This is a genomic window from Marinithermus hydrothermalis DSM 14884 (assembly GCF_000195335.1).
Classification (GTDB): domain Bacteria; phylum Deinococcota; class Deinococci; order Deinococcales; family Marinithermaceae; genus Marinithermus; species Marinithermus hydrothermalis.
Map to the genome: position 1 here is coordinate 384,724 of NC_015387.1, position 26,122 is coordinate 410,845.

Below are 26,122 nucleotides of genomic sequence, written 5' to 3' on the forward strand. Positions count from 1 at the left end.
TACCTCCTAAGGATCATGGTACTTTAGGCGGGTGTGAGATTGAGCAGTTCTGCGCACGCTTCGCATGGTATCCTCACTCAGCAGATGCAGCAGGTTCTCAAGGCCCTACACCACGCCGACTATGATACCGCCTTCGAGCTCCTGGTTCGGACGATGACCCTCAGCACCCGGAACGAGGAGGTCCGCGAAGCCGCGCTTTGGCTCGCGGAAGTGTACAGCCTGTATGGGGCGGACGGCCTGGAAGGCGCGTACCGCGCCCTCGAGGCCGCCTTCGAAGCGGATCCTGAGGTGCAGCACACCGAGCTGTACCGAGCGCTTTCGATCGAGCTGAGAGCTGTGGAGGGGGAGGCCTCGCCTTCCGTTGTGCTGGAGGAGTTTCGTGACCCGCGGGCCCGCTACCACCTGGCGCAGGCCCTGGTCTACCTCGGGCGGTTGGAGGACGCCCTCGCCCTGCTCGAGGCGCCGGAGCGCTTGCCGGCCTTCCTCGAGTGGCGGGCCTGGGCGCTCAAGGGCAAGGCCTACGAGACGCTCGGCATGCCGCGCGAGGCCGCGGAGGCCTACCGCGCCGCTGCCCGCGTCGCGGTGGGGCTGGAGCGTTACTGGAACCTCCTGGACGCCGCAGCGATGTACGTGGAGGATGGGCAGGCCGAGGCGGCCCTGGAGGCTCTTGCTCAGGCCCAAGACGCGGTGGGCGAGGAGGCCCCGGAGGACGCGGCCACCCGGCACTACCTGACCGCCCGCGCCGAGCTGTTGCGCGGCAACCCCACGCTGGCCCTCGAGGAGATCCAGCAGGCCGAAGCCCTGGAGAACGAGGCGGCCGAGCCCACGCACGGCACCCCCTTGGTGAAGGGGCAGGTGCTCATGGCGCTCGAGCGGTACCCTGAGGCCCGCGAGGCCTACCGAGAGGCGGTGCGGCGCGCCGAGGGGAGCGAGCGCACCTACGCGCTGCACGAGCTGGCCGTGGCCACCCTCGAGGCGGGGGACCTGCTCGAGGCGGAGGGGTTGCTGCGCGAGGTGGCGGCGGACGAGGAGTACGAGTACCGCGCGCAGGCCACCGGGGATCTGGCGGAGGCGCTGTATCGGTTGGGGCGCTATGACGAGGCGGGGCAGGCGGCCCGCGAGGCGATCGAGCGCGGCGCGCCGGAGATCGGCCACCTCGTCCTGGGCAACATCGCCTACGACGTGATGCACCTTGAGGAGGCCCTGGAGCACTACCGCGAGGCGGCGCGGTGGGCGCCGGAGGGGAGCCGGGACTGGGTGGTGGCCCAGGAGATGGTGGTGGACACCCTGGCCCAACTGGGGTACCCGGAGCCCCGGGAGGTGATCGAGCGAGTCCAGGCGACGCTGCCGTACCTGGCGCCGTCGGACGAGTGGCGGGACACCCTCGAGATGTACGCGGCCCGGGCGCGGGCGCTGTTGGGGGGGAACCGGACCCTAAATTGACAAAACCGCGTCCCCTGGATAAACTAGGGACTGCTGCGGGGCGTAGCGCAGCCTGGGAGCGCACCTGAATGGGGTTCAGGTGGTCGGAGGTTCAAATCCTCTCGCCCCGACCAGCAACGCGCCCGCCTCCCCAACTGGGGAGGCGGGTTGTTGATTGGTTCGGGGTTAGGCGCGCAGGCGCGGCGGGGTAAAGCGCAAAAGGCGCAGGGCGTTCGCGGTCACGATCAGGGTCGCGCCGGTGTCGGCTAGAATCGCCAGCCAGAGCCCCGTCAGGCCGGCGAGGGTCGTGACCAGGAAGACGGCCTTGAGGCCGAGGGCGACGGCGATGTTCTGACGGATGTTGCTGAGGGCGGCGCGGGAGAGCCCGATGAGGTCGGCGATGCGCGTGATGCGCGGCTCGACGAGGGCGGCGTCGGCGCTTTCCAGCGCGGCGTCCGTTCCGCCCCCCATCGCGATCCCCACGTCGGCAGCCGCCAGGGCCGGTGCGTCATTGATCCCGTCCCCGACGAAGGCCACCGGACCTTCGGCCTTAAGCTCCTGCAGAATGCGGAGCTTGTCCTCCGGCAGCAGCTCGGCGCGGTAGTCCATCCCTAGCTCCCGAGCCACGTGCTGCGCGGCGGCGGTGTGGTCGCCCGTGAGCATTACGGGATGGATCCCCAGGGCTTTCATCCGCGCGATCCCCTGGCGGGCGTCCGGGCGGAGCTGGTCGCGCAGCACGATCAATCCGCTGTACTTCCCGTCCACGAACACCGCGACGGCGGTGCCGTCGGTGCGATCCGGTACCGGGGCGGGGGCGTAGCGCGGGCTGCCCAGCCAGACGTGGCGGCCTTCGACCTGGCCCTCGATGAACTTCCCCGCGGTGGTCCGCACCTCGGAGGCTGGAGGGGGCTGGATCCCCTCCTCCTGGGCTTTGCGCACGATCGCGGCGGCCAGGGGGTGGGTCGAGTACTGCTCCACGGCGGCGGCGAGTCGCAGGAGCTCGCGGGGGTTGGGGGCCTGGATGGCCTCAACCGCGGGCGTGCCTTGGGTGAGGGTGCCGGTCTTGTCCAGCGCCACCACCCGCACCTGCCCGATGCGCTCGAGCGCCGCGCCTCCCTTGATCAACAGCCCCATGCGGGCCGCGCGGGCCAGACCGCTGGTGATCGCGGCGGGAGCCGAGAGGACCAGGGCACAGGGGCAGCCGATGAGGAGGAGGGCGAGGGCGCGGTAGGTCCAGACCTCCCACGGCGCGTTGAAGAGGAGGGGCGGCAGAAGGGCCACGAGCAGGGCGATGCCCACGATGGCCGGGGTGTAGTACCGGGAGAAGCGGTCGATGAAGCGGACGGTCGGGGATTTGGTGGCCTCAGCCTCCTCGATCAGCCGGAGGATCCGGGCGGCGAGGTGGTCCTCAGGCCCTCGCTCCACTCGCACCACCATCGCCCCTTCGGTGTTGACGGTACCGGCGTAGACGGAGTCCCCGGGACCCTTCGGCACCGGGATGGGCTCCCCGGTGAGCATGGACTCGTCCACCGCGCTCTCCCCTTCGAGGATCGTGCCGTCCGCGGGGACGCGCATGCCGGGCAGCACCCGGACCCGGTGCCCCGGCCGGAGCTCGGACGCGGGTACCTCGATCTCCTGCCCGTCTTGGATCAGGCGGGCGGTTTCGGGAATCAGCTGGGTGAGGGCCTTGACGGAGGCCCGGGCGCGTTCGGCCGCGATGGACTCCAGGAGCTCACCGACCAGGAAGAGGAAGACGACGATCAGGGCCTCCACTTCCGCCTCGATGAACAGGGCGCCGACGGCCGCCAGGGTGACGAGCACGTTGATGTCGAAGAAGCCGCCCTGACGAAGATTGGCCCACCCCTTGCGGGCCAGGGGCAGCACGCCGATCAGCGTGCCCAGGGTGTAGGCCAGGCGAGATTCCGCAAGCCCTAGAATATCGGTGAGGATCCCTACGGCGAGGAGGGTCCCGGCGAGGAGGACGCTTTTGCCCTTGGGCGTCCGGTACCAGGGGGTGGGTTTGGGCATGGAGGCCTCGGGGTCGCGGACCCGGTAGCCGAGGGGAGAAAGGAGTTGGTTGAGCGTGTCGGTCCCCAGGGAGCCGTCCGTGCTCGTGACGGTGAGCCGTTCCGTGGCGAGGGAGACCCGGGCTTCCTGGACCCCGGGGAGCCGCTGTACGGCATCCTCGATCTTGCGGGCGCAGTCGGCGCAGTCCAGACCTTCAATGACGTATGTGCGTGTTGTGACAGGGGGAGGGGTCTTGGTCTCCGTCTTCATGCCCCCAGAATACCAACTATTGAGCAATTGTTCAATAGTTGGTTGGGGGTGCCCCTCCTGCTGATCAAGCGCCCTTACTCCCGGGCGTGCTCGAGCGCACAGTCCAGGATCGCCTCCACGTGCTGGTCCGCCAGGCGGTAGTAGACCTGGCGCCCCTCCTTGCGGTACGCGACAAGGCGCGTGGTGCGCAGTAACCGCAGCTGATGACTCACCGCGGACTCGCTCATGCCGAGCGCGGCGGCCAGGTCACACACGCAAAGCTCGGTTTCGCGCAGGGCGGAGAGGATCTTGATGCGCGTGGGGTCGCTGAGCGCCTTGAGGAGGACGCTCGCCCCGAGCAGCACCTCCCCCTTAGGCAGCGCGGCCTTAGCCTTCTCCACCGCTTCCTCGTGCACAACCCTTATCTGACAGACCTCGTTCGTCCGACCCACCTCGCCTCCACTTTACACCTGCCCGCCGCGAGGGGGTCCGTGACCCCTGGGGTTGATTCGAGGGGGGAAGAGATGCGAAAATCCTGTGTGCGTGCGCCCGTAGCTCAGTCGGATAGAGCAGGGGCCTCCTAAGCTCCAGGTCGCAGGTTCGATTCCTGCCGGGCGCACCATTGTTTATGAGGTCTCACCCCTGGCTTTCCCGTTTCTCATCGCTGGAGCTTCTATAATTACCGCGATGCTTGGGCGTTACCTGCTGCGTGAGGTGCTGCCGCCCTACCTTCTGGGGACGCTGCTGTTCATCGCCCTAATCACCACGGACCTTCTGGCCTCGCTTTCCGGGGTGTTTCTGCGGCAGGGCACCCCGCTTGTCGAGGTTCTTCAGATCGTCTTGTACCGCATGCCCTTCACCCTCGGGATCGCCCTCCCCCTCGGCCTGGTCTTCGCCATCCTGATCGGGCTGGCCCGCTGGGTACGCGACTCTGAACTCAAGGCCATGTACGCCAGCGGCGTCTCACCCCTGCGCCTTCTGCCGGTCCTGCTAGGTTTGAGCGCCGTCGTGGCGGGGGGGGTGTTGTTCAACGCGGCGTGGCTCAAACCCGAGGCGCACGCCCGCTACGAGCAGCTGCTCTACCGCGTGTACTACGGCACGGTGCCCAGCGGCGTGCTCTCCAACCAAGCCTACGCTCCCGAGGGGCTCGGCGTGTACTTCGCCGCACGCATCTATCCCGACGGCCAAGGCGGCGGCCGCCTCGAGAACGTGCGCGTCGTGGAGCCGAGCGGCGCACTTTGGAGCGCGGCACGCGGCGTCTGGCAAGACGCCCGCTGGGTGCTGGAGGACGCGTACCGCATCAACCCGGACGGCACGGTGGAGACCCGGTCGCGGGTACCGCTGCCCTTCCCCGCCCAGTTCGTGCCCCCGACCACCTCGTACGAGGCCCTGCCGCTCGGGGAGCTGCGCGAGCTCGCCCGCGTGGATCCCGAGGCCCGCTTCCCCTTGCAGCGCCGGTACGCGGACGCGTTCGGCGTGATCGCGCTCGCCTGGCTCGCGGGCGTGGTCGGGCTGGGACTGCGTGAAGCCGCCTGGGCCTTCGTCGCGGTGGTGCTGCTCATCTTCGGGTACTTCGTGCTCTGGACCCTGGCCGCGCAGCTGGCGCGGTTCGCGCTGGTGGGCGCGTACGGGGCGTGGCTGCCGAACGCGGTCTACTTCCTGCTCGCGGCCTGGGGAACGAGGAGGCTCGCGTGACCACGCTCGAGCGGTACCTCTTGCGTGAGGTCGGCGCTTACCTGCTGGGAGGGTTGACGGTCGTGGTCCTGTTGCTGCTCGGGGGGGTCTTGTTCGAGGTGTTCGCCCCCCTCCTCGCACGCGGCGCCGATCCCCTGGCGGTCGGGCAGTACCTCGCGCACCGGGTGCCGGAGGCCCTGGTGCGGGGGTTGCCGATCGCCTACCTGTTCGCGCTGCTCCTCGCACTCTCCCGCATGGCGGAGGACTCCGAGCTGAAGGTCCTCCTCGCCTCGGGCATCTCCAGAGAACGGGTGTTGCTCGCGCTCGTGTGGTTCGCGGCCCTGCTCGCCCTCATGGGGTTCGTGGCCGGGGAGTCCTGGGTGCCGCAACAACTACAGAAAGCGCGGCAGGTTCTTCGCCAAGCGATCCTGGCCAAGCCGCGGGCCCTGCTGCAGCCAGGCACCTTCTTCACAGACGCGTACGGCCGGTTGGTGTACGTGGGCCGCGTCAAGGACGACGGCATCGCCGAGATCCGCGTGCTCGCGCCCGGCGAGGTGCTCACCGCCGCCTCCGGGGCGTTCGTCGAGGGCCGGTTGTTCCTAGAGGACGGCATGCGCGTGACCTTCGAAGGCGCGCGTCCCCGCACCATCGCCCGCTTCGCGCGTGGCACGATGCCCCTGAACGAGCTGGCCTTCGAGCCCCCCGCCTCCGTCGCGAACCTTACGCTGGCCGAACTCAGGGCGCGGATCCAGGAGTTCAAGCGGAGCGGGCTGCCCTACCACGCCGAAGCCACCGCGTACTGGCGCAAGTGGGCCGAGCCCGCCGCGACGATCTCCTTCGCGCTCTTCGCGGTGGGGCTCGCTTTTTGGATGCTCGGGGGGAGCCGCAGCCTGGGCATGGTGGGGGTGGTCACGCTGACCTTCGCGTACTACGCGACCTGGAGCGTCTTCCGCATCATGGGGGAGCAAGGCGCCCTTCCCCCAGTGATCGCCGCGTGGGGGCCGAACCTCCTCTACGCCCTCGCCGCCGGGGTCCTCTTGGGGGTGGGGCGGCGGTGAACGCCTGGACGCGCCTGCTCTTCGGGGTGTGCCTCTGGGGCTTAGGACTATTCGCGCAGGCCGCGACCCTCGAGGTCCTCGCCGCTGACCGCCTCGAGCTGCGCCGCGAAGCGGGCGCGGAACTCGTGATCCTGATTGGGAGCCCCGTGGAGATGCGCCTGGACGACCAGGTGCTGCGGGCCGAGCGGGTGGAGTACAGCCGCGCGGCACGCCGGCTCGTTTTGATGGGTTCGGTCTTCTTCCAGGACGAGGAAGGGCGCGTCATCCAGGGGGAGTACCTCGAGCTGCACCTGGAGGACGAGACCCTCGAGGCGCTTAAGGTCGAGGTGCAAGCCGGGGAGTTCGACCTCACCGGTCCGGTGGCGCAGCGCGTCGCGGGGCAGATCCTGCTGCAGGAAGGGTACTTCACCCCCTGCGGACGTTGCGGCCAACCGGTCCCAGACTACGCCTTCACCGCCCGCAAGGTCGTCCTGTACCCGGGGGACCGCCTCATCGCCTACGACGCGTGGGTGCTCTCGCGGGATGCGCCGGTGTTGTTCCTGCCGGTCCTCATGCTGCACCTCTCCGAGCGCCGCCCGCGCCTCGAGGTGGGGTTGGACGAGACCGATGGCCTCACGGTCTTCGCGGACCTCCCATACGTGACCGCGGGCGGGCTGGGGTTCACCCTCCTCCGCTACTTTGAGCGCCGCGGGTTGGGGATTGGGTTCGACCACTTCGGGGCAGGGGAGGCCTTCGAGCGCTACCGTTTCCTGTACCTACCGCCTGAGGTAGGCGAGACGAAGGGTTTGGTGAGCTACGACCTCGAGTACCGCCTGGAGGACAAGGCCTTCCGGCAGGAGGCCCGCATCGTGCGGGACGACGCGGTGCAGCCAGGGATCACGACGTACACCCTGGAAGCCACGCGTCGCGAGCGTACAGACCCCTTTGTGCGCTTCACGCTGGACGGGGTGCTCGACCACGACCCCAGCACCCCCGCCCCGGTCCGGATCCAAAAACTCCCGGAGCTGGAGCTCGCCTGGCGCCGCGGGGTGCAGACGCGCGCATTTCGCCTCACGGGCCGGCTGGTCTTCACCGGGTTTCAAGCCCCCACCAACGAGCTGAACCGCAGCGCGCGCGCCCTGGGTCGGGAGGCGCTCGTGGGGCGGACGTTGGTGGAGCACGCGGCGACCCTCCGGCCCCCCGCCCCCTGGCCGGGCCTCGGCCTGAGCCTCGAGAACCGGTTCCGGGGCTTTTACTACTCGACCGCCGAGCGGCAGGTGGACTGGACGACCCGCTTCAGCCTGCGTCAAGCGTGGGGGCCCTTCTCGCTCGCCCTCACGGGCAGCCGCGCGGTGCAGGAAGGCGAGACCCCCTTGCGGCTCGACCGCCTTCCCGAACGGAGAAGCGAGCGCCTCGAGGGCAGCCTCGCGCTACGCCCCGTCCCGGAGTTCAGCGTCTCCGCACGGTTGCCGCGCGATTTGCTCGAGGGAACGTTCGACCCCCTGGCCCTCTCCCTGACCGCTACACCCCGGCCGCTTTCGCTGCGCCTCGACCACACCCGGGACCTGGAGGCTGACCGGCCCCTCACGACGCGCGCCCAGCTTCAGTTCGCGCCGCGCCCTTGGAGTTTTCGCGTGACCGCCGGGTTTAACCACCCAGAAGCGCGCTACGACCCGATGGTGGCCACCCTCGCCTACGCGCTCGTGGGCGGCAACCTCTTCGTCTCGCACCGCCGCGACCTCAACAGCGGGGTGGGCCTCGACACGAGCGTGAGCGCGACCCTCCGCCGGGAGGCCTTCGCCTTCACCCTGACGGAACGCCTGGACGAACGGCGGGCGGTGCTCGTGGGGCGCGTCCAGACCGTCCTAGGTCCGCAAAGCCTCTCATTCACGCACACCGCGTACTTCAAGGACGCCCAGCCGGAGCCGGAGGACGCCCTCGAGGGCACAGCGGACCTGAGCCTCGCGTATACCGTGGGCCGCCAGAGCGTGGTCTTGACGGCCCGCTGGTTGGGGGACGAAGCGCGGTTTATCGACCCCACCCTGCGGCTTCGCCTGAGCCGCGCCACCCTCGAGCAGGCCTGGCAGGCCGAGGCGGTCTGGCACCTTCCGGAGGCGGAGGACCAGCGGGTGTTCCTCGAGCGTTTCACGGCGCGCGGGGGGCTGGATCTTTGGCCCGACGTCTCGCTCCAGGGAGGGCTCGCCTACCAGCGTACGGGGGAAGGGCGGTACACGCTGAGCCTGGACGGGTTCGGCGTGACCGTGGCCTTCCGGGCCGAGCCCAAGACCAACCTGTTCGTGAGCGGTTTCGTCAGCCAAACCTTTAACCACCCGGAGGGTGTGCCGCCCCTCGCGCCGAAGTTCGTGATCACGCTGGACCGCTGCTGCTGGGGGGCGCGCCTCACGCTGGACGCGGCGCGGCGGGAGGCCCGGCTCGCGTTCTTGTTTGGGGGGCAGGCGGCGAGCTTCCTCTTCCGTGAGGAGGGGATCGAGCTGCCCGGGGGACTGACGCTGCCCGCACTGGAGGGACGATGAAACGCTGGTGGTGGCTGGTTTTTGTACTTGCGGGGTGCACTGGCACCCAGGAGCCCGCCCTCCCGGGACTGGTGGGGGTGGTGCACGGCAGCGAGCTTACCTTCTTCGTGGCGAAGGACTTGCAGCCCGGTGGAGGGCTGGCCGCGCCGGCCCCGGTCGGCCCGGCTTCTTGGGACCTGGGGGGGGCTGGCGTGGACGCGGTGCGGCCTGTGGGGCGGGACGAGGTTTGGGTGTTGCGCCCGGATGCGCTGGTGCGTTTCTCGACCGCGGGGCTTTCCACCACCGCCGCGCCACAACCCGCGGGCGAGGTGGTGCTGGACCTTGCGGCGGAGGGGGTGGACTGCACGGGGGGGTACCTGCGCCCCGGTACGGCAGCGCTGTTGGTCGTGTGTGCGGTGGGGGACGTGTGGAAGGTGCCCTACACGGGACAGCCCCCCGAGCGCGTGGGGACCGTGGGGGACCCCTCGGAGACCCGGTACGCCCTAGGCCCGGGGGACGAGGTGGTGCGCCTGGACGCCCGACAGATCTGCCGCGCGGACTGCGGAGCCGACCAGACCCACGCCCTCAGCCCGATCGGGGATCCTGTGGATCTAGTCTTTGATGCGGAGACCGGTCGCCTGTACGCCCTATTCCGCGATCCCTTCCGCGTCCAGGCCCTGGTCTGGGAACCGGCGAGCGCGCCGCGGCTTGGCTCCCCGGTGGACGCGGACGCGCTGGATCCGGTGTTGGGGTTGGTGGTCGGCCAGGGGCGGGCCGTGGCCTTTGGGGACGATCTGTTCACGGTGGACGCGGAGGCGCGGGTCACTCCGGAGGAGCGTCTGGCCTTCGGACGCTACACGGCCGGATTGATCAGCCCCGACGCCTTCCTCTACCTAGGGCGCGCGGGCAGCGTGGACGTGTACGACCTGCTCGCCCTCAGCACCCGGCAGGCGCGGCCGGTCGGCCTCGAGCCTCAGGCCCTCGTCTTCGTGCCCGTGCAAGAATAGGCGTATGGAACTGCACCACGTGGGTATCGCCGTGACGGACCTGGAGGCGGCTGCCCGGCCGTACCTCGAGCTCGGGTACGTGCGCGAGGCGGAAGGTACCGTCGAGTCGCAGGGCGTGCGCGTCGTGATGCTGAGAAGCGGCTCGAGCCGCGTCGAGCTCCTCGAGGCCCTGCGGCCGGACTCGGCGGTGGCACGGTTCATCGAAAAGCGAGGGCCGGGTGTGCACCACCTGGCCTTCCACACCCCGGACATCCGCGCGGCGCTCGCGCGGCTCGAGGCCCAGGGGGCGCCCCTCGTGGACCGCGAGCCGCGCCCGGGGTTCGGGGGGCATCTGGTGGCCTTCGTGCACCCGAGGTGGGCGGGCGGGGTGCTGGTGGAGCTGGTCCAGGAGTAACGAGATGCGCCGGAGCACGTACCTGGGCGCTGCCCTGGCCTACATGGCTCTCATCTACTGGGTCTCGGACCGGCCGGGAAGCGCGGTAGGGATCCCCGCCCCCTGGGACAAGCTCGCGCACGCCCTCGCCTACGCGGGGTTGGGTTGGCTTCTTGGCCGGGGCACGGGCCGCGCCGGTTGGGCCTGGGGGATCGCCGCGGCTTACGGGGTGCTGGACGAACTCCACCAGGCCCGGGTGCCTGGGCGCGAAGCCGATCTTTGGGACGGGGTCGCGGACGCCCTCGGCGCGGGGTTGGGGGTGTGGTGGGCTAGACCCAGGCGAGGCTGAGCTCGGCCTCGAGGCGGCCCACCTCGAGGCCCCGGTGGTTTTTGAGGACCGGCTGGCGGAAGGCCGCGAGGGCCTCCCCATCGGCTCCCTTGACGCCGAGGGCCTCCAGGAGCTGGACGACGACAGGAGCGCGCGCGGCGTTCTGCCCGTCCTCCACCTTGAGCGCGACCCCGAGCGGGCCGTGGGGCGTGTCGCGCAGGGCGAGGCCGTAGTACCCGTCCGCGCCGCGCTTGGCCACCACGCCGGGGAGGGTTTGCATCAAGACCGTGTCCAGCGCGCCCTCACCCGCGACCAGGTCCGGGTGCTGCCGCATGGCCTGGAAGACGCGCTCGAGCCCCTCCCGGTACGCCTCAGGCGCGGCCTCGGGGGCGGCGAGCTGGGCCATGAGGCGCGCGGCGCGCGTGAGGGGGAGGGCGAAGGTGGGAACGCTGCACCCGTCGGTGGCGTGGGGGATCTCCTCGAGGCCCGTGAGGGCGGTGAGGATCCGGCGGATCTCCTGCTGCACGGGGTGCTCGGGGCGCTCGTACCCTTCGGGGCTGGCCCCGAGCGCGAGGGCTGCGGCGAGCATGCCTGCGTGCTTCCCGGAGCAGTTGTGGTGCAGAGGGGTGGGCTCCTGACCGGCTTCTTTTAGCGCCTGACGGGCCGCGCGCGAGAACGGGGGGTGCGTGCCGCACGCGAGGTGCGCCGGACCTAGGCCGAGCTTACGCAAAAACCCCGCTGCGACCTCGACGTGCTTGGGGGTTCCGTCGTGCGAAGCGGTGGCGAGGGCGATCTCCTCCGCGCTGAGGCTAAAGCGTTCGGCCGCGCCCGTAGTGAATAGGGCGAGGGCCTGGAAGGGCTTCGCGGTGGAGCGCAGGTACCCCACCCGCCCCGGCTCGCCCGCGTACGCGAGCAGGGTGCCGTTCGGGCGGGCGACGACGAGCGAGACCGCGTGACGGTTTTCGATCAGAGAACCGCGGTAAGCGTACACGATCGCCTTCACGACGGAAAGTCTACCGTAGGCAGGCAGGGGGTGTAGCCGGGGTCGAGCAGGGCACGGTGCACCTCGAGCTCGAGCGCCCGCACCTGCACCCCGTGGAACACGTCCGGTAAGGGGGCCAGGTGCCTGAGGGCCTTGGCGTAGTTGCGCCGGCCGCCCGTAGGGCTGGTGCGGGCCTTGTGGAGGGCGGCGGCGAGGAGGATCACCCCCTGGAGGAAGGCTCGCTCGGCGCCTTGGGCCTCGTGCCACAGGGGCTCGAGGGCCTCGTGCACCTCCCAGTAACGCCCGGCCCGCCACAGGGCTTGCGCCTCGCGCCAGGCGGGCGTGTCAGTGAAGGCCATGTGTATAGGGTACCGTGGTGGGCTGGCTTACGTCTTGGCGCGATCGGGGTGATAGAGTGGGGGCGTATGGCGGAGCCCATTGTCGTGACGGATCAGAACTTTGACGAGGTGATCAAGGAAGGGTTGGTCCTGGTGGACTTCTGGGCTGAGTGGTGCGGCCCGTGCCGCATGGTGGCTCCGGTGATGGAGGAGCTCGCCCGGGAGTACGCGGGGAAGCTGACCGTGGCGAAGCTGGATGTGGACGCGAACCCGAACACCGCGATGCGCTACCGCGTGATGAGCATCCCCACCATCATCCTCTTCAAGGACGGGGAGCCGGTCGAGGTGATGATCGGCGCGCAGCCGAAGCGGAACTTCGAGGCGCGGATCCAGAAATACCTGCCCCAGGAGGCATGAAACCGGTTGCACTCGACGCGATGGGGGGGGACCACGCCCCCCACGCGACCGTTGCGGGAGCCCTTTCAGCCCACCGGGCGGGGGTGCCCGTGGTGCTGGTGGGCGACGCGCACGTGTTGAAGGAGGAGCTCGAGCGCCAGGGAGGGGACCTCCCGATCGTGCACGCGCCCGAGGTCATCCGCATGGAGGAGCACGCCACCGAGGTGCGCAGGAAGCGCGGCGCCTCGATCAACGTGGCGGTGCGTTTGGTGAAGGACGGCGAGGCTAGCGGCGTGGTCAGCATGGGGCACTCGGGCGCGACGATGGCCGCGGCGCTGTTCGGGTTGGGCCGGATCCGCGGCGTAGACCGGCCGGCTATTCTGGCGGAGATCCCCTCCGAGCGCGGCAAGACCTACCTGATCGACGCGGGGGCGAACGCGGACTGCCGGCCGGGGTTCCTGGTGCAGTTCGCGGTCATGGGGACGGCCTACGCGGAGGCGGTGGACCGCGTTATGGAGCCCACCGTGGGCTTGCTTTCCATCGGGGAGGAGGCCGAAAAAGGGAACGAGCTGGTGCTCGCAGCGCATCCGTTACTGCGCGCCCACTCCGGCCTGCGTTTCTACGGGAACGTCGAGGGGCGCGACGTGACCCGCGGGACCGTGGACGTGATCGTCACGGACGGGTTCACCGGGAACGTGGTCCTCAAGCTCGCGGAGGGGGAGGCCCGCACCATCTTCCGCTGGGTGCGCGAGGCGCTCACGAGCTCGCTTCGGGCCCGGCTCGGTGCCCTCCTCGTTAAGGACGCGCTTCGAGCGCTCGCGCGGCGGATGGACCCGGCCGAGTACGGCGCGATGCCCCTGATGGGCGTGACGGGCCCCGTGTTCATCGGGCACGGCGCCTCCGACGCGCGCGCGGTGGAGAACGCGTTAAAGCGCGCCTTCCAGATGGGCCAGGTGCACCTGGTGGAGCGCGTCAAGGATCGCCTCGAGCAGCCCGCCTGACCCTGCGTACGTGACGCGCCCCGCGGCAGGGCCGGGGGCGCGTTTTCTATACTCGATGTATGGAGAATGGCATCGGGGTGCTCGGTAGCTTGGTCCCGCCGACCTGGTGGAAGGCCGTGCTGGCCCTCTCGGTCGCCCTTCTGGCCGTTTTCGTGGGGCGGTTCGGGGGGCGTTTCCTCTCCTGGGCGGCAGCGTTGGCCCTGAAGGACCGCGAGCGCCGCTACGCCGTTTGGGCCCAGCGGATCTGGTGGGGGGTCGTGGGGGTCGCGGCCTTCTCCTTCCTCGTGCACGCCTACGGGTGGGCGCTCGAGCCGTTCCGCACCTGGGGCGGACGGCTTGCGGCCTGGGCGGGGGGGAACGGGCTGAGCGTCTTGTTCATCCTGGCCTTGACCTACCTGGGGTATCGCCTGGTCGAGCAGTTCATGGAGCGCCTCGAGCTTCCCGTGGGGGAGGAACACACCCGGCAGGCCGTGCGGGCGCAGACCCTGAAGACCGTCATCGAGTCCACGCTGAAGGTCGTCGTGGTTCTGATCGGAGTGCTGCTCGCCCTGGCGAACCTCAACCTGAACATCACCGCCCTGATCGCCGGGGTCGGGGTGGCGGGGCTCGCGGTTTCGTTCGCGGCGCAGAACCTGATCCGCGACGTGATCAACGGGTTTTTCATCATCCTGGAGGACCAGTACGGCGTGGGGGACATCATCCAGGTGGGGAGCACCGCCGGGCTGGTAGAGAAGATGAACCTGCGCCTCACCGTGCTGCGCGACCTCGAGGGACGCGTGCACTTCATCCCCAACGGCCAGGTGGATCAGGTGACCGTGTTCAGCCATCGGTGGGCCCGCGCGGTGGTGGATATCGGCGTGGCGTACAAGGAAAACATCGACCGCGCGCTCGAGGTCATCGGGGACGAGGCGCGGCGGTTTTACGAGGACCCCGCGTGGCGGGATCGCTTCACCGACGAGCCCCCGCAGGTGCTGGGGGTGAACGAGCTCGCGGACTCGGCGGTGGTGGTGCGGGTCTTGTTCAACACCAAGCCCCGGGAGCAGTGGGGGGTGGCGCGTGAGTTCCGCCGCCGCATCAAGAACCGCCTGGACGCCGAAGGGATCGAGATTCCTTACCCGCACCTCACGGTGTACTGGGGCGCGCCGCTCGTCACGCAGGAGGAGGTGCCGCGCGCGTGAAACGGTTCGGGTGGGGGGTGGCGTGCCTGGTTTTGGGGTGGGCCGCGGCGGGGCCGGGGTTGTTCGTCGCGACCACCGAAGGCCCCGTGCGGGGCGGGTATGATCCCGCGCATAACGTCTTGTACTTCCGGGGGATCCCCTACGCCAAGGCGGAGCGGTGGAAGCCGCCCGCGCCGCCTCCGGTGCACGAACGCCCGCTCGACGCCCGCGCCCCGGGACCGGCCTGCCCGCAGCGCGGTGTGATCACCGCGCGGCTGGGAGGGTTTCTCCCGGAACAGAGCGAGGACTGCCTCAACCTGAACATCTGGACGCCCGCCCTACCCCCTCCGCCCGAGGGGTGGCCGGTCATGGTCTTCCTCCACGGGGGCAGCTTCACCGGGGGCAGCGGGAGCGAGGCCGTCTACGACGGGACGCAACTCGCTGCGCATGGGGTGGTGGTGGTCACGCTGAACTACCGCCTCGGCCCCCTGGGCTTCCTGGCCCTGCCCGCCCTCGCGGCGGAGGACCCTCATGGCAGCACCGGAAACTACGGGCTGCTGGACCAGATCGCGGCCCTAAGGTGGGTGCAGCGGAACATCCGCGCGTTCGGGGGGAACCCCGAGAACGTCACGCTGTTCGGTCAGTCCGCCGGCGGCATGTCGGTGTGCAGCCTCATGGCGAGCCCCCTCGCAAAGGGCCTGTTCCACAAGGCCATCATCCAGTCCGGCGGGTGCGTGTACGTGCGTACCCTCGAGGAGGGGTACCGGGACGCGGCGCGCCTCGCCGAGGCGGTGGGGTGCGCGCTGGAGGACCTCGCGTGCTGGCGGAGCCTGCCCGTGCAGGCGCTGTTGGAGATGGTGCCGGAGGAGACCGCGGGTGAGGTCTTCCTCCAAAGCCCTTATAAACCGCACCTGGACGGGTACGTCCTGGACCGACCGCCTCTCGAGGCCCTACGCGCGGGGCGCGCGGCGGGCGTGCCTTTGCTCGCGGGCGCGAACGCGGACGAGTGGCGGCTCGAGCTCTTCTCCTTCGTCTTCGGGCCCCGCGCGTGGTCCGCTCTTCAAGATCGGTTGCGCGCTAATCTGCCGGAGGGATGGGCGGAGCTGCTCGCCCGTTACCGCGCGCGGTTCGAGGACCCCCTCGACGCGTACTTCGCCTACCAGACCGAACGCGTCCTGTTCTGTCCCAGCCTCGAGGCCGCGCGACTGCAAGCCGCGCACGCCCCCAGCTACGCGTATGTTCTGACCTATCGCTCCCCCTTGTTCACGGAGATGGGCAGCTTCCACGGGCTGGATCTGCCCCTGCTCTTCGGCACGCACCAGGTCTGGCCGTTCTGGTCCTTGTTCGCGACGGCGGACGCGTACCGGCAGGCGCGGCGCGTGACCGAGACGATGCAGCGGCTTTGGGTGAACTTCGCGCGCACCGGGGTGCCCCGCTCGGGATGGCTCGAGGCGCCCCGCGTGGGTTCGGGGTTCGCGTTGCGCCTCGACACCCGGAGCGGGTGGATGCCGGATCCGTACCCTGAGCGCTGCTTTTGGAGACAGTCGCAGCAAGGTGGGATTCGTTAGCCTAAGGGCATGCCGGTACTCGAGCTGAACGCGGCGGACCAGTACGTGGTGGTGACGGGCGACACCCCGCTCCTTGAGGTGTACGCTGCACTGCCCGAGGGGCTTGTGCCGCCCTTCCCTCCGGTGGAGCTGCCGGGTGGGGTGGGGGGGCTTGTGCTTCGAGGGGGGTTCGCGCAGACCTTCTTCTTTCCCGCTGAGGTGCTGGGCCTCGTGTTGTGCACCCCGGACGGACGGGAGGTGCGGGCCGGGGGGCGCGTGGTGAAGAACGTGCAAGGGTACGACCTCGTGCGGCCGGTCGTGGGAAGTTTCGGGCTGCTGGGTGAGGTGCGGGAGGTCGTGTTGCGCTTGCGTCCGGCGCGCGCGCGGGGGTTAGCCCGCCGGGAGGGCCGCCTCGAGGACCTTTCCGAGCCCCTCCCGCGGTTTGTGTGGCAGGACGCGGCGTGGGTGTACGTGTTTCACTATGGCCACCCGCGCGAGGTCGAGCGTTTCGCGGAGGCTTTCGGCGGCGAGGCCCTGGCGGAAGGGCTGGATTACACGCCCCGCTTTCCGAACGGGATGGGGGTGGGGGAAGGGCCGCTCCGCGACCGGCGGTTCGCTTGGACGGACGGAGGCGAGCGCCCCCCGGTACCCGAGGTGTTTTGGCGCCTTGCGCGGGCGCTGGGCCTTGCTTAGTCGAGGGGGGGCGCGCACGCCACCCGGACCCCGCGGGGCTCGAGCCGCACCGCGTAGGTGCGCTGGGGTTCCAGGAGCTCCCCGTCCGCGTGTGCGGGCACTGGCCGGTCGAACCGCACGGTGAAGTCCGTTCCGGAGAAGTGCCGCACCTCGGGGTGGTTTAGGTGCCGGCCCTTGAGGAGCCGCGGCAGAATCCCCAGAACCCCGGGCCGACTGAACCGCCCGGCGAGGACCGCCTCGAGCCGCCCGTCGTTGGGGGCGGCCATGGGTGCGATGGGGATGCCGCCCCCGTAGGTGGGGGCGTTCATCACCGCGGCTAACAGGGCCGGTCCTTCGTACAGGCGTTGGCCCTCCACCTCGAGGGCCATCCGGGGTAGGTCGAGGGCTTGAAGCTCGAGGAAGAGCGCGTACAGGTATCGGGGCATGCCGCGCAGAAAGCGCGGGGCGCGCAGGGCGCGGCGGGCGACGCTAGCGTCGAACCCGAGGCCGAGGCTGCCCCCGAACACCGCGTGGTTCACGAGGCCTAGGTCTACCTCCCGCTCAAGGCCCCGCGCCGCGATCCAGAGCGCTTCCTCCAAGGAACGGCCCTTGAGCCCCAGCGCGCGGGCGAAGTCGTTCCCGCTCCCGATCGGGACCACGCCAAGCGTTTTGTTCGCGTGCAGGAGGCCCTGGAGCACCTCGTGCACGGTCCCATCCCCTCCAACCGCCACGACCCGCGCGCCTGCAGGGGCCGCGCGCGCAGCCTGTTCCGCCTCTCCAGGGGCGCGGGTCACCACGAGTTCCGCCTCGAGTTTGAGCCGCTGGATGGCCGCCCGGATCGCGTCGATCCGGCGGCCCACCTGGCCGCGCCCGGCCTCCGGGTTCACCACGATCACGGTATGCACGTCGGTATTCTATTAACCATGGGGATGCTGGCGCATTTCCTCGCGGGGCCGCACCCGAAGACCACCCTCCTCCTCACGCGGGCCGGTCCCGTGGAGAACCCCGAGCACCTCCTCTACAGCCACCCGGGCCTGCCCCTCGCGGCGGAGGGACGGCAGGCGGCGCGAGCGCTCGCCCGGCGCCTGGCGGACTACCCTGTGCGGGCCGTGTACACCGCGGACTCCCGCGCCGAGCTCGAGTTCGCCCGCCTGGTCGCGGAGGCTTTGGGCGTGCCCCTTGAGGTGCGGCCAGCCCTGCGCGAGCGCGCCTGGGGGGCCTGGGAGGGGTTGGCCTTCGGCGAGGTGGAGGCCCGCTGGCCGGAGCTCGTGCGGGACTGGGTCCAGGACGAGGCGGGGTTCCGCCCGCCGGGCGGGGAGAGCGTGCGGGACGTGTGGGCGCGGGCCTGCCCGTGCCTTGAGGCGGTGCTCGCGGCGCACCGCGGCCAGGGTGTGCTCGTGGTGGGGAACTGCACCGTGAACCGCGCGGCGCTCGCGCTGGCCCTGCCCTGCCTGCCCCCGGAGGAGGGGCTTCGGCTGGAGCAGGACTACGCCCGGCTCACGGTAATCGAGTTTTACGGGAGCGAAGGGGTGGTTAAGGCCCTGAACCTCGGGTGATACAATAAGGACCAAGCCATGGTACGGCCGGTAGCCCAGGGGGACCTCCCCCAAATCCTGGACCTGCTCCGCTGGATGGACCGCGATCCCGCGCGGCGGGTTCTGGTGCCGGACGCGCGGGTGCTGGAGGAGCTGTTCTGGGAGGTGGAGGGCGGCTGGGTGCTGGCCAACGGTGCGCGCCTCGAGGGGTACGCGGCCCTCTACCCCTTCTGGGAGGGCGGCGCGCTCGAGGGACCCTTGGTGCGCGGAGCGGGAGGGGAGGCGCTCGTGGAGGCGCTGGTGCGCGAGGCGGAGCGCCGCGGGTACCGCGTACTGTACGCCTTCCCGGCCGAGGCGAACGCCCCGACGCGGGCCTTGCTGGAGCGGTGCGGGTTCAGCGCCCTGCACACCACGTACTTCTTCGTGACGGGCCCCCGCGAGTTGGGGTTCGCGCCCCCGGAAGGCGTGCGCCTCGAGCACGTGCGGGCGGTGGACCCGGAGGTGTACCGGGCGCTGTACCGCCAGTGCGAGGACGGGTGGAGCCTGCGTTTGTCCTGGAGCGACGCGGAGCTGCTCGCGCACTTCGCGCGGGAGGACGTGGCCCTTTGGATCGCGTACCGCGACCAGCATCCCGTGGGGATGGTCGAGCTCGAGGTCGCCCCGCAGGAGGCGGAGGTGGCCTACATCGGGGTGGTGCCGGAGGCACGCGGGAGCGGGATCGGGCGGGCGCTCCTCGCCTGCGCGGCCCGGCACGCGTTCGCGCAGGCGGGGGTGACGGCGCTGCGGGTGCGGGCGCACGACCACGAGAAATCCGCGATCGAGCTATACGAGCGGCTGGGGTTCACCCTCGAGGAGGCCGTCGTGACCTACGCCAGAGAACTGGAAGCGCGATGATCCCCAGGGCGGCCAGGATGCGTTCCGGGAAGTACCGGCGGTACCGGATCGAGAGGTCGTAGGTATCGGTCAGGCTGCCCCGCCACACGTAGGTGCGGTCTTCCCGCTCCGGCGCGTTCGCCTCGAGGGCGGGCCACGGGGCCTGCACCTTAAGGCTGAAGGGCGGTGCGAGCAGGGCTGCGGCCTGGGGGAGGCCCAGCGCCCGGATGGGCACGAGCTCGCCCTCCAGGCCGTAATCCTCGAAGAACACGTAGCTGGATCGGTACACCGTCAGGCCGGTGGTGGGTTCGACGAACGTGACGCGCCCCGGCCAAAGGCCCGAGACGCGGTCCCACCCGGCGGGCTTTAAAAGCCGCGTGGCCTCGATCCGGTCCCCGGAGACCACGACCTGGTAAAACCCGTTCGCCTCGAGGCGCTCGAGAACGAGCCGCGCCCGGTTCTCGAGCCCTTCCCCCTGCACGATGAGCTTGAGGTCGAGGCGGCCGTCCGGGTGCCAGGTCAGCACGGCCTCGGTCTCAACGCAACCGGTCAGGAACAAGGCGAGAAAGGGCAGAACGAGGAGTTTGCGCATCGCCTGCACGATAACAGATCCGCGTGAAGCCGCGCTTAGCCCAGGGCCGCGAGGGCCAGCCGGTAGGTCTGGGCGTGTGCCGCGACCGTGAGGTCCGGGTTCCGGTTGTACCCGCCGCCCATCACCACCACGAGCCGCGCTCCGACCTGCCGAACCCGCGCAAGCACCGCCTGATCGCGCGCCCGCACCCCCTCCAGGGAGAGGGCGAGCCGCCCGAAGCGGTCCCCGGCGAGGACGTCCACGCCCGCGTTGTAGAACACGAGTTCGGGCCGGAAGGCGAAGGCTTCCTCCAGGGCCGGCTCGAGCGCCTCGAGGTAAGCCGCGTCCGGCGTGCGGTCCGGGAGGGGCACGTCCAGGTCGCTTTGCTCCTTGTGCCGCGGGTAGTTGTTCGCCGCGTGGACCGAGAGGGTGAAGACCGTGGGGTCATCCTGAAAGAAGACCGCGGTGCCGTTCCCCTGGTGGGCATCCAGGTCCACCACGAGCACCCGGCCCCGGAACCCCTGGGCGCGAAGCCAGCGTACCGCGACCGCCACGTCGTTGAACAGGCTGTACCCCTCGGCCCGGTCCGGGTAGGCGTGGTGCGTGCCGCCGGCGAGGTTGAGGCCGAGCCCGTGGATGAGCGCGTCCTGCGTTGCGGCGAGCGTGCCGCCCACCGAGCGCCGCGCCCGCTCGAGGAGGGCGGGGGTGTAGCGCAGCCCCAGCCTAAGCTCCTCCTGGCGCTGAAGTCCTTCCTGGCGCAGGCGCATGAGGTACGCGGGGCGGTGCGCCAGGGCCAGCGTGCCCCAGTCCACGGCGGGCGGGGTGCGGATGGCGAGCCGGTCCCGGAGGGCTTCGGCGACGCCCGGGTACTTGTAGAGGGGGAAGGGGTGGTGCGGGGGCAGCTCGAGGGGAAAAGGGGCCGTGGTATACGCGGGGTGCATCCCTTACCAGGATGACATAATGAACGCAATGGAGACCGTAGTGTTTTTGCAGAGCCTGCTGGGCCCGGGGGCGGAGGGGGTGATGCTCCTCGTGACCCACCTGGGCTCGGAGTACGCGTACGTCGTCTTCCTCGCGCTTTACTTTTGGTTGGTGGATCCGCACGTAGGGCGGCGGCTCGGGATTTTGATGGGCCTTACCTTCGGCCTGAATGCGGTGTTGAAGTTTCTCTTCGCCGCGCCGCGCCCGTTCCACCTGGACCCCGCCGTGGCTTCCGCGGCCGCAAAGGCCACGGCGGGCGGGCCGGGCTTTCCGAGCGGGCACGCCCAGGGTTCGGCGACGCTTTGGGGGTTCCTTGCGCTTTGGCACCGGCGAGCGTGGCTTGCGTGGATTGCGGGGCTCGTGATCGTGCTGGTGGGGGTTTCGCGGGTGTACCTCGGGGTGCATTTCCCGCTGGACGTGGTTGGGGGCACGCTGCTCGGCCTGGCGCTTGCGGCGGCCGGGGTGGCCTTCCCCTCTTACCCGATCTGGCCGCTGGGAGCGCGGTTGGGGGTTGTGGGCGGCGCGTTCCTCCTGGGGGTTTTGTGGCCCCTGCTGGCGCGGGAGCTTGCGGTAATCGCCGGGTTTTTCTTCTCCCGGCCGCGCTTCACGCCACCCGCGACCTGGCCGGCGCGCCTCGCGTTCGCCGGGGCCGGGATCGCCCTCGTGCTCGCGGTGTACGTGGGGCTGGGCGTGTTGCTCGGCGAGGCGCGCCATGCGGGCTGGGGGGCGTTCGTGCGGTATCTCGGGCTGGTTATCTTCGCGACCGAGGTTTGGCCGCGCGTGCTGCCGCAGCGAGCGCGATGAGGCGTGGGGGTGTTTTGGGCGGCGGTGTTTGTTAGGCTGAAGGGTATGCGTGACCTCGACGCACACGAGACGTACCACCCCGACAAGAACCGCCTGCACGAGGACCTGCGGAACCTGGCGGACGCGCCGCTCGCGCTTGCGGAGGTGTACCCCGGACCGTACGGCGTGGTGGGGTTTGGGGAGGGCTGGTGGCCCGCGGAGCTCGCGCGCGAATGGATTCCGGCCGCGCTGGTGCAGGAAGGCACCCAGTTCGTTTTGCAGGGCGGGTACGACCTGGGTGAGGCCATGGGGGCGGGCCTCTTCGCGGAGGCGGGCGGGGCCCGCGTGGTGCGGATCGGGTTTGGCGACGGAGCGGACGTGGAGATCCCCCCTCACCCCCTCGCGGCCTACCGCTACCTCCAGTACCTGCTCCACGCGACCGGCCAGCACGCGGAGGCCGAAAAGGTCCGGCAGGCCGTAGCCCGCGAGAAAGAGCACCTGGTTCCGGAGGTGCCCACGGAGCAAAACCCGGCGAAACTGACCGCCTGGAACCTGGTGGAGCGCACCCCGGTCTGGGTGGTCTCGGACCGCTACCCGGAACTGGCGCGCGCGGCGCAGCAGGTCTTCGCCCGCGTGGCGAAGAGCCTCTCGATCAGCCCGCCCCCTGCAGGGCTCGAGTTCTTCATCACCGCCCTCGAGGCGCGTCACGAGCAGGGGGACCCGCTCGTGGCCGTGGTGCTGGGGGACGACGAACGCACGCGGCTCGCGGTCGAGATCCTGGGCACGCGGGTGGACACGATCGTTGAGCTGCCGCCCCCCCAGGCGGAGGGGCTGATCGCGGAGACCATGGCGTACTGGTACCGCCTCGCGTGGGTCAGCTACTACCTGGCCCTGATGTACGGGCAGGACCCCGGAGATCAGGAGGTCCTCTCCCGCCTGCGCGACGCGACCTAGATGCCGACCTTCCCGCCGTTCCCGAAGCCGAGCTCGCTCGAGGCGGCCCGCCGTTTGCAGGAGGCGCTGGCTGCGCGCGTGGTGCTGGAGGGTGACCCCCGCGGCGTGCGGTTCGTGGGGGCGCTCGACGCTTCGGTGCGGCGGGGGGAGGACCTAGTGGCCGCCGCGGTCTTGTGGGACCTCGAGGCCGGGGACGTGCTCGAGGTGGGGCTGGCCCGCGTGCCGGCGGGGGCGGTCTTCCCGTACGTGCCGGGCTTCCTCTCCTTCCGCGAGGCGCCCGTGTACCTCGAGGCGCTGGCCTGCCTTTCGCGGGGGCCGGACCTGCTTTTGGTGGACGGGCAGGGCATCGCGCACCCGCGCGGCCTGGGGATCGCGGCGCATCTGGGTGTGCACCTGGATCTCCCGTCCGTTGGGGTGGCGAAAAGCCGGCTGTGCGGTGCGCCCCAGGGGGCGCTCGCGCTGGAGAAGGGCAGTGCGGTGCCGCTGGTGGACGGCGCGCGCCAGATCGGGTGGGTGTACCGCTCGCGCACCGGGGTGAAGCCCCTCTACGTCTCGCCCGGCCACCGGGTGGGGATGCGGGAGGCACTCGAGTTCGTGCGGGGCCTGCCCGGGCGGACGCGGCTGCCCGAGCCGCTCCGGACGGCGCACCTTTGGGCGGGGCGGGCGCGCCGGGAGGGTGTGGTGGGTCGCGTGGTCCTGGGGTAAAACAGGAGCGTGGACGTGAAACCCAACTGGACCTACCGGATCTGCAAGTGGTTGGCGTACGGGTTGTTGCGGTTGTTGTTCCGTATCGAGATCCAGGGGGCTGAGCGGGTGCCGCGCGAGGGGCCGGTCGTGGTAGCGGCGAACCACCTTTCGTTTTTGGATCCGCTCGCGGTGGGGGTGGGGATGCCCCGGCCTACGGCGTTCATCGCACGGGCGGACCTTTTCCGCATGCCGCTGCTTTCCTGGTTGTTGCCGCGGTTGTACGCGATCCCCGTGGAGCGCGGGGCGGGGGATCTTGCCGCGGTGAAGGCTGCGATTCGGGCGTTACGAGAGGGGTTGGCCTTTGGCATCTTTCCCGAGGGGGCGCGGACGCGCACGGGACGCTTGCAACCCTTCAAGACCGGGGTGGCGGCGATCGCGATCCGTACGGGAGCGAAGGTGGTGCCGGTCGCGGTGATCGGAACGGATGCGGCCTGGCCGGTGGGGCGTGGGCCCCGGCCGTTCCGGAAGATCAAGGTGGTGTTCGGGGAGCCGATCGACCTGGCGGACTACGCCCGGCGCTTGGACAAGCGGGCGCTCGTGGAGGCCACCGAGGGGATTCAGGCCGTGGTGCAGCGGTTGCTCCCGGAGAAGTACCATCCTGAAGAATCCTTTCCCAAGTTAGAGCCAGGGTATAAAAACGAAGAATCTAGCCGGGGTCATGTAAAAAACTCGGTTGAGTAAGAGGGGAGCCCTTAGTCTGGTTCTGCCATGAAGCCGACTGAGGACTCCCCGAGCTCCATCGTACCCTGTCCCCACTGCGGAGCCACCCGTGAGGAGAGCGGGGGCTACCGCAGACGCAAGCTGCGCACCTTTCGGGGCATCCAGGAAGTCAGAGTCAAACGGATCCGCTGCGCCCAATGCAAGCGCCAGAAACGAGCTCTCTACCCGGAGGACTGCCCTAGAAGCCGCTGGTACGCGATCTCCATCCAGGAGCACTTCCTCATCCTCGCAAGCCATCGCGCCCCTGAAAGCGTCCAAAACGATCTCGCCAAGAACCTGGGCTTCCCCCTCACCCGTCCCACCCGCCTCCGCTGGCTCAGGTCCGCGGGGGCCAGGGCCAAACGGCTCCTTCAGCGGGAGAACCGTCTTCTCCGAGGGCGGGTGTACTGGGGGAGTGTGGATGAATGGGCCTTTGGCCGGGGCCCCAAGGGGTACGGGTACCTTTACTTTGAGGCTTGGACGGGTTGCCCGCTGTGGGGAGACCTTGGCCATCGGCGGCGTTACGAGCGGGTGCGGGAGCTCCTTTGGAGGTTACCTCCAAGGCTGGGGGTGGTTTCGGACGGGGCGCAGGAGGTAGGGGAGGCGTTGGGCTGGTTGGGGCGGAGGCTGCTTTGGGCCCGGTGCGCTTTCCACCTGATGCGGGAGGTACGGGCCAAGGTGGACCGGAAGGCGTGGGGGGAGATACGGGAGGGTCTGAGGGTGCTGCGGGGGCTTGGGCCTGGGGAGAGGGAGGCGTTCTTTTGGAAGGAGCTTCTGCCCCGGTGGGGTAAGGCCTTGGAGGGCTGGGTGCGGGCTTGGGAGGGGTTGCAGGAGGCTTGGGGGGCCGAGGTACCGCCTCCTTGGACAAACAACGTGGCGGAGGTAGGGCATGGGCGATTGTGGCGGCGGCGCAGGCGGAGGGTGTTGCGGAGCCTGGAGGTGGGGGAATCCTGGTTGATGGTGGGGCTTTACCGGATGCGGCATCGGCGGATTGGGGAAAAGAGCCCCTGGGAAAGGCTTACGGGAACTCTTTCCCCAGAGTGCTGGTGGAGGCCCCTGGTGGGGAGGATAAAAGGGTCAACTCAAAACTTGCACCTCCCGCATATCCCGCATAAACCTTCACCCCCTCCCCCCGGCGGCCAGAGACCCAGGGCATAGAGCTCCCGCAGGGCGACCTGCACCACGAGCTCAGGCAAGAGAACCCGCGCCGCCCGCTCCCTGGCCTCCCGCCAGCTTCCTTCCCCCTCCATGCCCACCCAGTGGGCCAACAGGTAGGCCAGAAGGGAAAGCACCAGAAAACGGTGCACCCCCAAAGCCGTCCGCTGCCCAAACTGCCCCAGGGAGAACTCGCTTTTCGCGGCGCGGAAGAAGTGCTCTATGGCAAACCGCCTCTTTCCCCAAGTGAGCGCCGTCCGGGGCGTGGCGGGAAAGGTGGCCACCACGTACCGCCACTCCCAGCCCCCTTGGGGCAGGGGGTAGCGGTACCAGGCCACCCAGACCGGGAAGGAAAGCCCCCAAAGGTAGACCCGGCTCCCCTGCCGCCTGAGGTCCCCAAGCCTCCCCCCTTCCCGCAGCCTCCGGTCCCGCCGCATCCCCACCACCGCTTCAAAACCCAACCGCTTCACCCCGAAAAGGAACCGGGTGGTGCCAAAGGCCGCATCCGCGGCCACCCGTATCCGGAAGGCCCGGCGCATCCAGGGGGGCAGAGAGGCCAGGAGGCTTAGGGCCAGGCGGGAGAGGGCCTTCTCCCCCTTGCCCCGCCAGAGGCGGTAGGCCCAAGGGATGCGGAGGTCTCCGTAGACGAGGTAGAGGACCACCAGATGGAGTCCCCACTTGCCGTGAAAAAAGGAGAGGGGCAGGGCCTGGAAACGGCCCCGCTTCTCCAGAGTGACTAGGTCCAGGACCACCAGGAGACGGGGCTTGGGGCCTTTTTTCTTTCTGGCCCGGTCCAGGGCTTTCTCGGCCTCTTTTCTTGCCAGGCGGATGAGAGCGCGGGTGGGCCAGGGGTAGCGGTTGAGGAAGCGAGAGAGGGCGGAGGGGGACTTGACCTGGCTGTGCTGGGGTCTGGCCTTGCCGTGGCCGTGGAGGAGGAGCAAGAGCAGGGCCTTGAGGGATTCCTGGAGGTGGGGGCTTGGCAAAAGGGCCAGGAGGGTCCAAAGTAGGGACAGGGCCGCTTGGGTCATGGCACCCGTCATCAGACGGGAAACCAGCGGCCCCTTTCAAGTGGTCCTGGCGCATAGGTATCCCCAGGGTGCATAAGTGCAAGTTTTGAGTCA

26 protein-coding genes and 2 tRNA genes are annotated in these 26,122 nt (G+C 69.8%); 20 read left to right on the forward strand and 8 right to left on the reverse strand.

What is annotated here, in order from left to right; genetic code table 11:
- The first annotated feature begins 84 nt into the window (after positions 1 to 84).
- On the forward strand, positions 85 to 1,443 hold the full coding sequence (locus MARKY_RS02035) for a tetratricopeptide repeat protein (RefSeq protein WP_013703209.1): 1,359 nt from the start codon (positions 85 to 87) through the stop codon (positions 1,441 to 1,443).
- A gap of 36 nt (positions 1,444 to 1,479) precedes the next feature.
- A tRNA-Pro gene (locus MARKY_RS02040) sits at positions 1,480 to 1,556 on the forward strand.
- Between the two features lie 52 nt (positions 1,557 to 1,608).
- Here MARKY_RS02040 and MARKY_RS02045 read toward each other — a convergent pair.
- Together MARKY_RS02045 and MARKY_RS02050 are read right to left on the reverse strand one after the other, a co-directional pair.
- The gene (locus MARKY_RS02045) at positions 1,609 to 3,699 is read right to left on the reverse strand and encodes a heavy metal translocating P-type ATPase (RefSeq protein ID WP_013703210.1); all 2,091 of its coding nucleotides are present in this window, start codon (positions 3,697 to 3,699) and stop codon (positions 1,609 to 1,611) included.
- A 74-nt stretch (positions 3,700 to 3,773) separates the two neighbouring features.
- Positions 3,774 to 4,130 (reverse strand): ArsR/SmtB family transcription factor, encoded by a 357-nt coding sequence (locus MARKY_RS02050; RefSeq protein WP_013703211.1) that lies wholly within the window; start codon positions 4,128 to 4,130, stop codon positions 3,774 to 3,776.
- A gap of 93 nt (positions 4,131 to 4,223) precedes the next feature.
- Between MARKY_RS02050 and MARKY_RS02055 the strand changes: the two genes are divergently transcribed.
- From MARKY_RS02055 to MARKY_RS02090, 7 genes are all read left to right on the forward strand, one after another.
- Positions 4,224 to 4,300 (forward strand) — tRNA-Arg (locus MARKY_RS02055).
- Positions 4,301 to 4,365: 65 nt separating this feature from the next.
- Positions 4,366 to 5,373 carry an LptF/LptG family permease gene (locus tag MARKY_RS02060; RefSeq protein ID WP_013703212.1) on the forward strand — a complete coding sequence of 336 codons (1,008 nt, stop codon included), beginning with the start codon at positions 4,366 to 4,368 and terminating at the stop codon, positions 5,371 to 5,373.
- Positions 5,370 to 6,410 (forward strand): LptF/LptG family permease, encoded by a 1,041-nt coding sequence (locus MARKY_RS02065; RefSeq protein ID WP_013703213.1) that lies wholly within the window; start codon positions 5,370 to 5,372, stop codon positions 6,408 to 6,410. The genes MARKY_RS02060 and MARKY_RS02065 overlap by 4 nt, the downstream gene beginning before the upstream one ends.
- The gene (locus MARKY_RS02070; RefSeq protein ID WP_013703214.1) at positions 6,407 to 8,923 is read left to right on the forward strand and encodes an LPS-assembly protein LptD; all 2,517 of its coding nucleotides are present in this window, start codon (positions 6,407 to 6,409) and stop codon (positions 8,921 to 8,923) included. Before MARKY_RS02065 ends, MARKY_RS02070 begins: the two co-directional genes overlap by 4 nt.
- Positions 8,920 to 9,909 (forward strand): hypothetical protein, encoded by a 990-nt coding sequence (locus tag MARKY_RS02080; protein WP_013703215.1) that lies wholly within the window; start codon positions 8,920 to 8,922, stop codon positions 9,907 to 9,909. The genes MARKY_RS02070 and MARKY_RS02080 overlap by 4 nt, the downstream gene beginning before the upstream one ends.
- 4 nt (positions 9,910 to 9,913) lie before the next feature.
- Positions 9,914 to 10,303: a methylmalonyl-CoA epimerase gene (gene mce, locus MARKY_RS02085; RefSeq protein WP_013703216.1), complete on the forward strand. Its 390-nt coding sequence runs from the start codon at positions 9,914 to 9,916 to the stop codon at positions 10,301 to 10,303.
- A 4-nt stretch (positions 10,304 to 10,307) separates the two neighbouring features.
- Positions 10,308 to 10,631, forward strand: a complete 324-nt coding sequence (locus MARKY_RS02090) for a VanZ family protein (RefSeq protein ID WP_013703217.1) — start codon at positions 10,308 to 10,310, stop codon at positions 10,629 to 10,631.
- On the opposite strand, the gene MARKY_RS02095 is transcribed toward MARKY_RS02090, so the two are convergent.
- Complete coding sequence (locus MARKY_RS02095) at positions 10,612 to 11,613, reverse strand: asparaginase (protein WP_013703218.1); 1,002 nt, start codon at positions 11,611 to 11,613, stop codon at positions 10,612 to 10,614. The two genes, MARKY_RS02090 and MARKY_RS02095, sit on opposite strands and share 20 nt — an antisense overlap.
- Positions 11,610 to 11,951, reverse strand: coding sequence for a DUF309 domain-containing protein (locus MARKY_RS02100; RefSeq protein ID WP_013703219.1), 342 nt, complete (start codon positions 11,949 to 11,951; stop codon positions 11,610 to 11,612). The genes MARKY_RS02095 and MARKY_RS02100 overlap by 4 nt, the downstream gene beginning before the upstream one ends.
- A gap of 66 nt (positions 11,952 to 12,017) precedes the next feature.
- Here MARKY_RS02100 and trxA point away from each other — a divergent pair, with 66 nt between their 5' ends.
- Genes trxA through MARKY_RS02125 form a run of 5 tightly spaced genes read left to right on the forward strand, consistent with a single transcriptional unit; the run spans position 12,018 to position 16,724 of the window.
- Positions 12,018 to 12,347: a thioredoxin gene (gene trxA / locus MARKY_RS02105; RefSeq protein WP_013703220.1), complete on the forward strand. Its 330-nt coding sequence runs from the start codon at positions 12,018 to 12,020 to the stop codon at positions 12,345 to 12,347.
- Complete coding sequence (plsX, locus tag MARKY_RS02110) at positions 12,344 to 13,327, forward strand: phosphate acyltransferase PlsX (protein ID WP_013703221.1); 984 nt, start codon at positions 12,344 to 12,346, stop codon at positions 13,325 to 13,327. The genes trxA and plsX overlap by 4 nt, the downstream gene beginning before the upstream one ends.
- 59 nt (positions 13,328 to 13,386) lie before the next feature.
- Positions 13,387 to 14,505 (forward strand): mechanosensitive ion channel family protein, encoded by a 1,119-nt coding sequence (locus tag MARKY_RS02115; protein WP_013703222.1) that lies wholly within the window; start codon positions 13,387 to 13,389, stop codon positions 14,503 to 14,505.
- Positions 14,502 to 16,052, forward strand: coding sequence for a carboxylesterase/lipase family protein (locus MARKY_RS02120; protein ID WP_013703223.1), 1,551 nt, complete (start codon positions 14,502 to 14,504; stop codon positions 16,050 to 16,052). Before MARKY_RS02115 ends, MARKY_RS02120 begins: the two co-directional genes overlap by 4 nt.
- Before the next feature lie 9 nt (positions 16,053 to 16,061).
- Positions 16,062 to 16,724 (forward strand): DUF5639 domain-containing protein, encoded by a 663-nt coding sequence (locus MARKY_RS02125; RefSeq protein WP_013703224.1) that lies wholly within the window; start codon positions 16,062 to 16,064, stop codon positions 16,722 to 16,724.
- Here the strand turns inward: MARKY_RS02125 and MARKY_RS02130 are convergent.
- Entirely contained in the window at positions 16,721 to 17,608 is an 888-nt protein-coding gene (locus MARKY_RS02130; protein WP_041657770.1) for a diacylglycerol/lipid kinase family protein, read from the reverse strand. The two genes, MARKY_RS02125 and MARKY_RS02130, sit on opposite strands and share 4 nt — an antisense overlap.
- 18 nt (positions 17,609 to 17,626) lie before the next feature.
- Between MARKY_RS02130 and MARKY_RS02135 the strand changes: the two genes are divergently transcribed.
- The gene (locus MARKY_RS02135; protein ID WP_041657771.1) at positions 17,627 to 18,259 is read left to right on the forward strand and encodes a histidine phosphatase family protein; all 633 of its coding nucleotides are present in this window, start codon (positions 17,627 to 17,629) and stop codon (positions 18,257 to 18,259) included.
- 18 nt (positions 18,260 to 18,277) lie between these two features.
- On the forward strand, positions 18,278 to 19,132 hold the full coding sequence (locus MARKY_RS02140; protein ID WP_013703227.1) for a GNAT family N-acetyltransferase: 855 nt from the start codon (positions 18,278 to 18,280) through the stop codon (positions 19,130 to 19,132).
- Here MARKY_RS02140 and MARKY_RS02145 read toward each other — a convergent pair.
- Both MARKY_RS02145 and MARKY_RS02150 read right to left on the reverse strand, forming a co-directional pair.
- Complete coding sequence (locus tag MARKY_RS02145; RefSeq protein ID WP_013703228.1) at positions 19,080 to 19,703, reverse strand: hypothetical protein; 624 nt, start codon at positions 19,701 to 19,703, stop codon at positions 19,080 to 19,082. The two genes, MARKY_RS02140 and MARKY_RS02145, sit on opposite strands and share 53 nt — an antisense overlap.
- 35 nt (positions 19,704 to 19,738) lie before the next feature.
- A complete protein-coding gene (locus tag MARKY_RS02150; RefSeq protein WP_013703229.1) occupies positions 19,739 to 20,623 on the reverse strand; it encodes a histone deacetylase family protein in 885 nt (294 codons plus the stop codon).
- Between the two features lie 19 nt (positions 20,624 to 20,642).
- Here MARKY_RS02150 and MARKY_RS02155 point away from each other — a divergent pair, with 19 nt between their 5' ends.
- The 4 genes from MARKY_RS02155 to MARKY_RS02170 are packed head-to-tail and all read left to right on the forward strand — an operon-like array spanning position 20,643 to position 23,828.
- Complete coding sequence (locus tag MARKY_RS02155) at positions 20,643 to 21,467, forward strand: phosphatase PAP2 family protein (protein WP_013703230.1); 825 nt, start codon at positions 20,643 to 20,645, stop codon at positions 21,465 to 21,467.
- Between the two features lie 45 nt (positions 21,468 to 21,512).
- Entirely contained in the window at positions 21,513 to 22,400 is an 888-nt protein-coding gene (locus MARKY_RS02160) for an SIS domain-containing protein (RefSeq protein WP_013703231.1), read from the forward strand.
- Entirely contained in the window at positions 22,401 to 23,105 is a 705-nt protein-coding gene (locus MARKY_RS02165) for an endonuclease V (protein WP_013703232.1), read from the forward strand.
- A 15-nt stretch (positions 23,106 to 23,120) separates the two neighbouring features.
- Positions 23,121 to 23,828 (forward strand): lysophospholipid acyltransferase family protein, encoded by a 708-nt coding sequence (locus MARKY_RS02170; RefSeq protein WP_013703233.1) that lies wholly within the window; start codon positions 23,121 to 23,123, stop codon positions 23,826 to 23,828.
- A gap of 1,100 nt (positions 23,829 to 24,928) precedes the next feature.
- Here MARKY_RS02170 and MARKY_RS02180 read toward each other — a convergent pair.
- Complete coding sequence (locus MARKY_RS02180; RefSeq protein WP_013703168.1) at positions 24,929 to 26,029, reverse strand: transposase; 1,101 nt, start codon at positions 26,027 to 26,029, stop codon at positions 24,929 to 24,931.
- Positions 26,030 to 26,122: the final 93 nt, after the last annotated feature.

Bases quoted from the DNA above. Each gene is read 5' to 3' on its own strand.
- MARKY_RS02035 (WP_013703209.1), top strand. From the start codon at position 85: ATGCAGCAGGTTCTCAAGGCCCTACACCACGCCGACTATGATACCGCC.
- MARKY_RS02045 (WP_013703210.1), bottom strand. From the start codon at position 3,699: ATGAAGACGGAGACCAAGACCCCTCCCCCTGTCACAACACGCACATAC.
- MARKY_RS02060 (WP_013703212.1), top strand. From the start codon at position 4,366: ATGCTTGGGCGTTACCTGCTGCGTGAGGTGCTGCCGCCCTACCTTCTG.
- MARKY_RS02080 (WP_013703215.1), top strand. From the start codon at position 8,920: ATGAAACGCTGGTGGTGGCTGGTTTTTGTACTTGCGGGGTGCACTGGC.
- mce (WP_013703216.1), top strand. From the start codon at position 9,914: ATGGAACTGCACCACGTGGGTATCGCCGTGACGGACCTGGAGGCGGCT.
- MARKY_RS02090 (WP_013703217.1), top strand. From the start codon at position 10,308: ATGCGCCGGAGCACGTACCTGGGCGCTGCCCTGGCCTACATGGCTCTC.
- MARKY_RS02100 (WP_013703219.1), bottom strand. From the start codon at position 11,951: ATGGCCTTCACTGACACGCCCGCCTGGCGCGAGGCGCAAGCCCTGTGG.
- trxA (WP_013703220.1), top strand. From the start codon at position 12,018: ATGGCGGAGCCCATTGTCGTGACGGATCAGAACTTTGACGAGGTGATC.
- plsX (WP_013703221.1), top strand. From the start codon at position 12,344: ATGAAACCGGTTGCACTCGACGCGATGGGGGGGGACCACGCCCCCCAC.
- MARKY_RS02115 (WP_013703222.1), top strand. From the start codon at position 13,387: ATGGAGAATGGCATCGGGGTGCTCGGTAGCTTGGTCCCGCCGACCTGG.
- MARKY_RS02125 (WP_013703224.1), top strand. From the start codon at position 16,062: ATGCCGGTACTCGAGCTGAACGCGGCGGACCAGTACGTGGTGGTGACG.
- MARKY_RS02135 (WP_041657771.1), top strand. From the start codon at position 17,627: ATGGGGATGCTGGCGCATTTCCTCGCGGGGCCGCACCCGAAGACCACC.
- MARKY_RS02140 (WP_013703227.1), top strand. From the start codon at position 18,278: ATGGTACGGCCGGTAGCCCAGGGGGACCTCCCCCAAATCCTGGACCTG.
- MARKY_RS02145 (WP_013703228.1), bottom strand. From the start codon at position 19,703: ATGCGCAAACTCCTCGTTCTGCCCTTTCTCGCCTTGTTCCTGACCGGT.
- MARKY_RS02150 (WP_013703229.1), bottom strand. From the start codon at position 20,623: ATGCACCCCGCGTATACCACGGCCCCTTTTCCCCTCGAGCTGCCCCCG.
- MARKY_RS02155 (WP_013703230.1), top strand. From the start codon at position 20,643: ATGAACGCAATGGAGACCGTAGTGTTTTTGCAGAGCCTGCTGGGCCCG.
- MARKY_RS02160 (WP_013703231.1), top strand. From the start codon at position 21,513: ATGCGTGACCTCGACGCACACGAGACGTACCACCCCGACAAGAACCGC.
- MARKY_RS02165 (WP_013703232.1), top strand. From the start codon at position 22,401: ATGCCGACCTTCCCGCCGTTCCCGAAGCCGAGCTCGCTCGAGGCGGCC.
- MARKY_RS02180 (WP_013703168.1), bottom strand. From the start codon at position 26,029: ATGACCCAAGCGGCCCTGTCCCTACTTTGGACCCTCCTGGCCCTTTTG.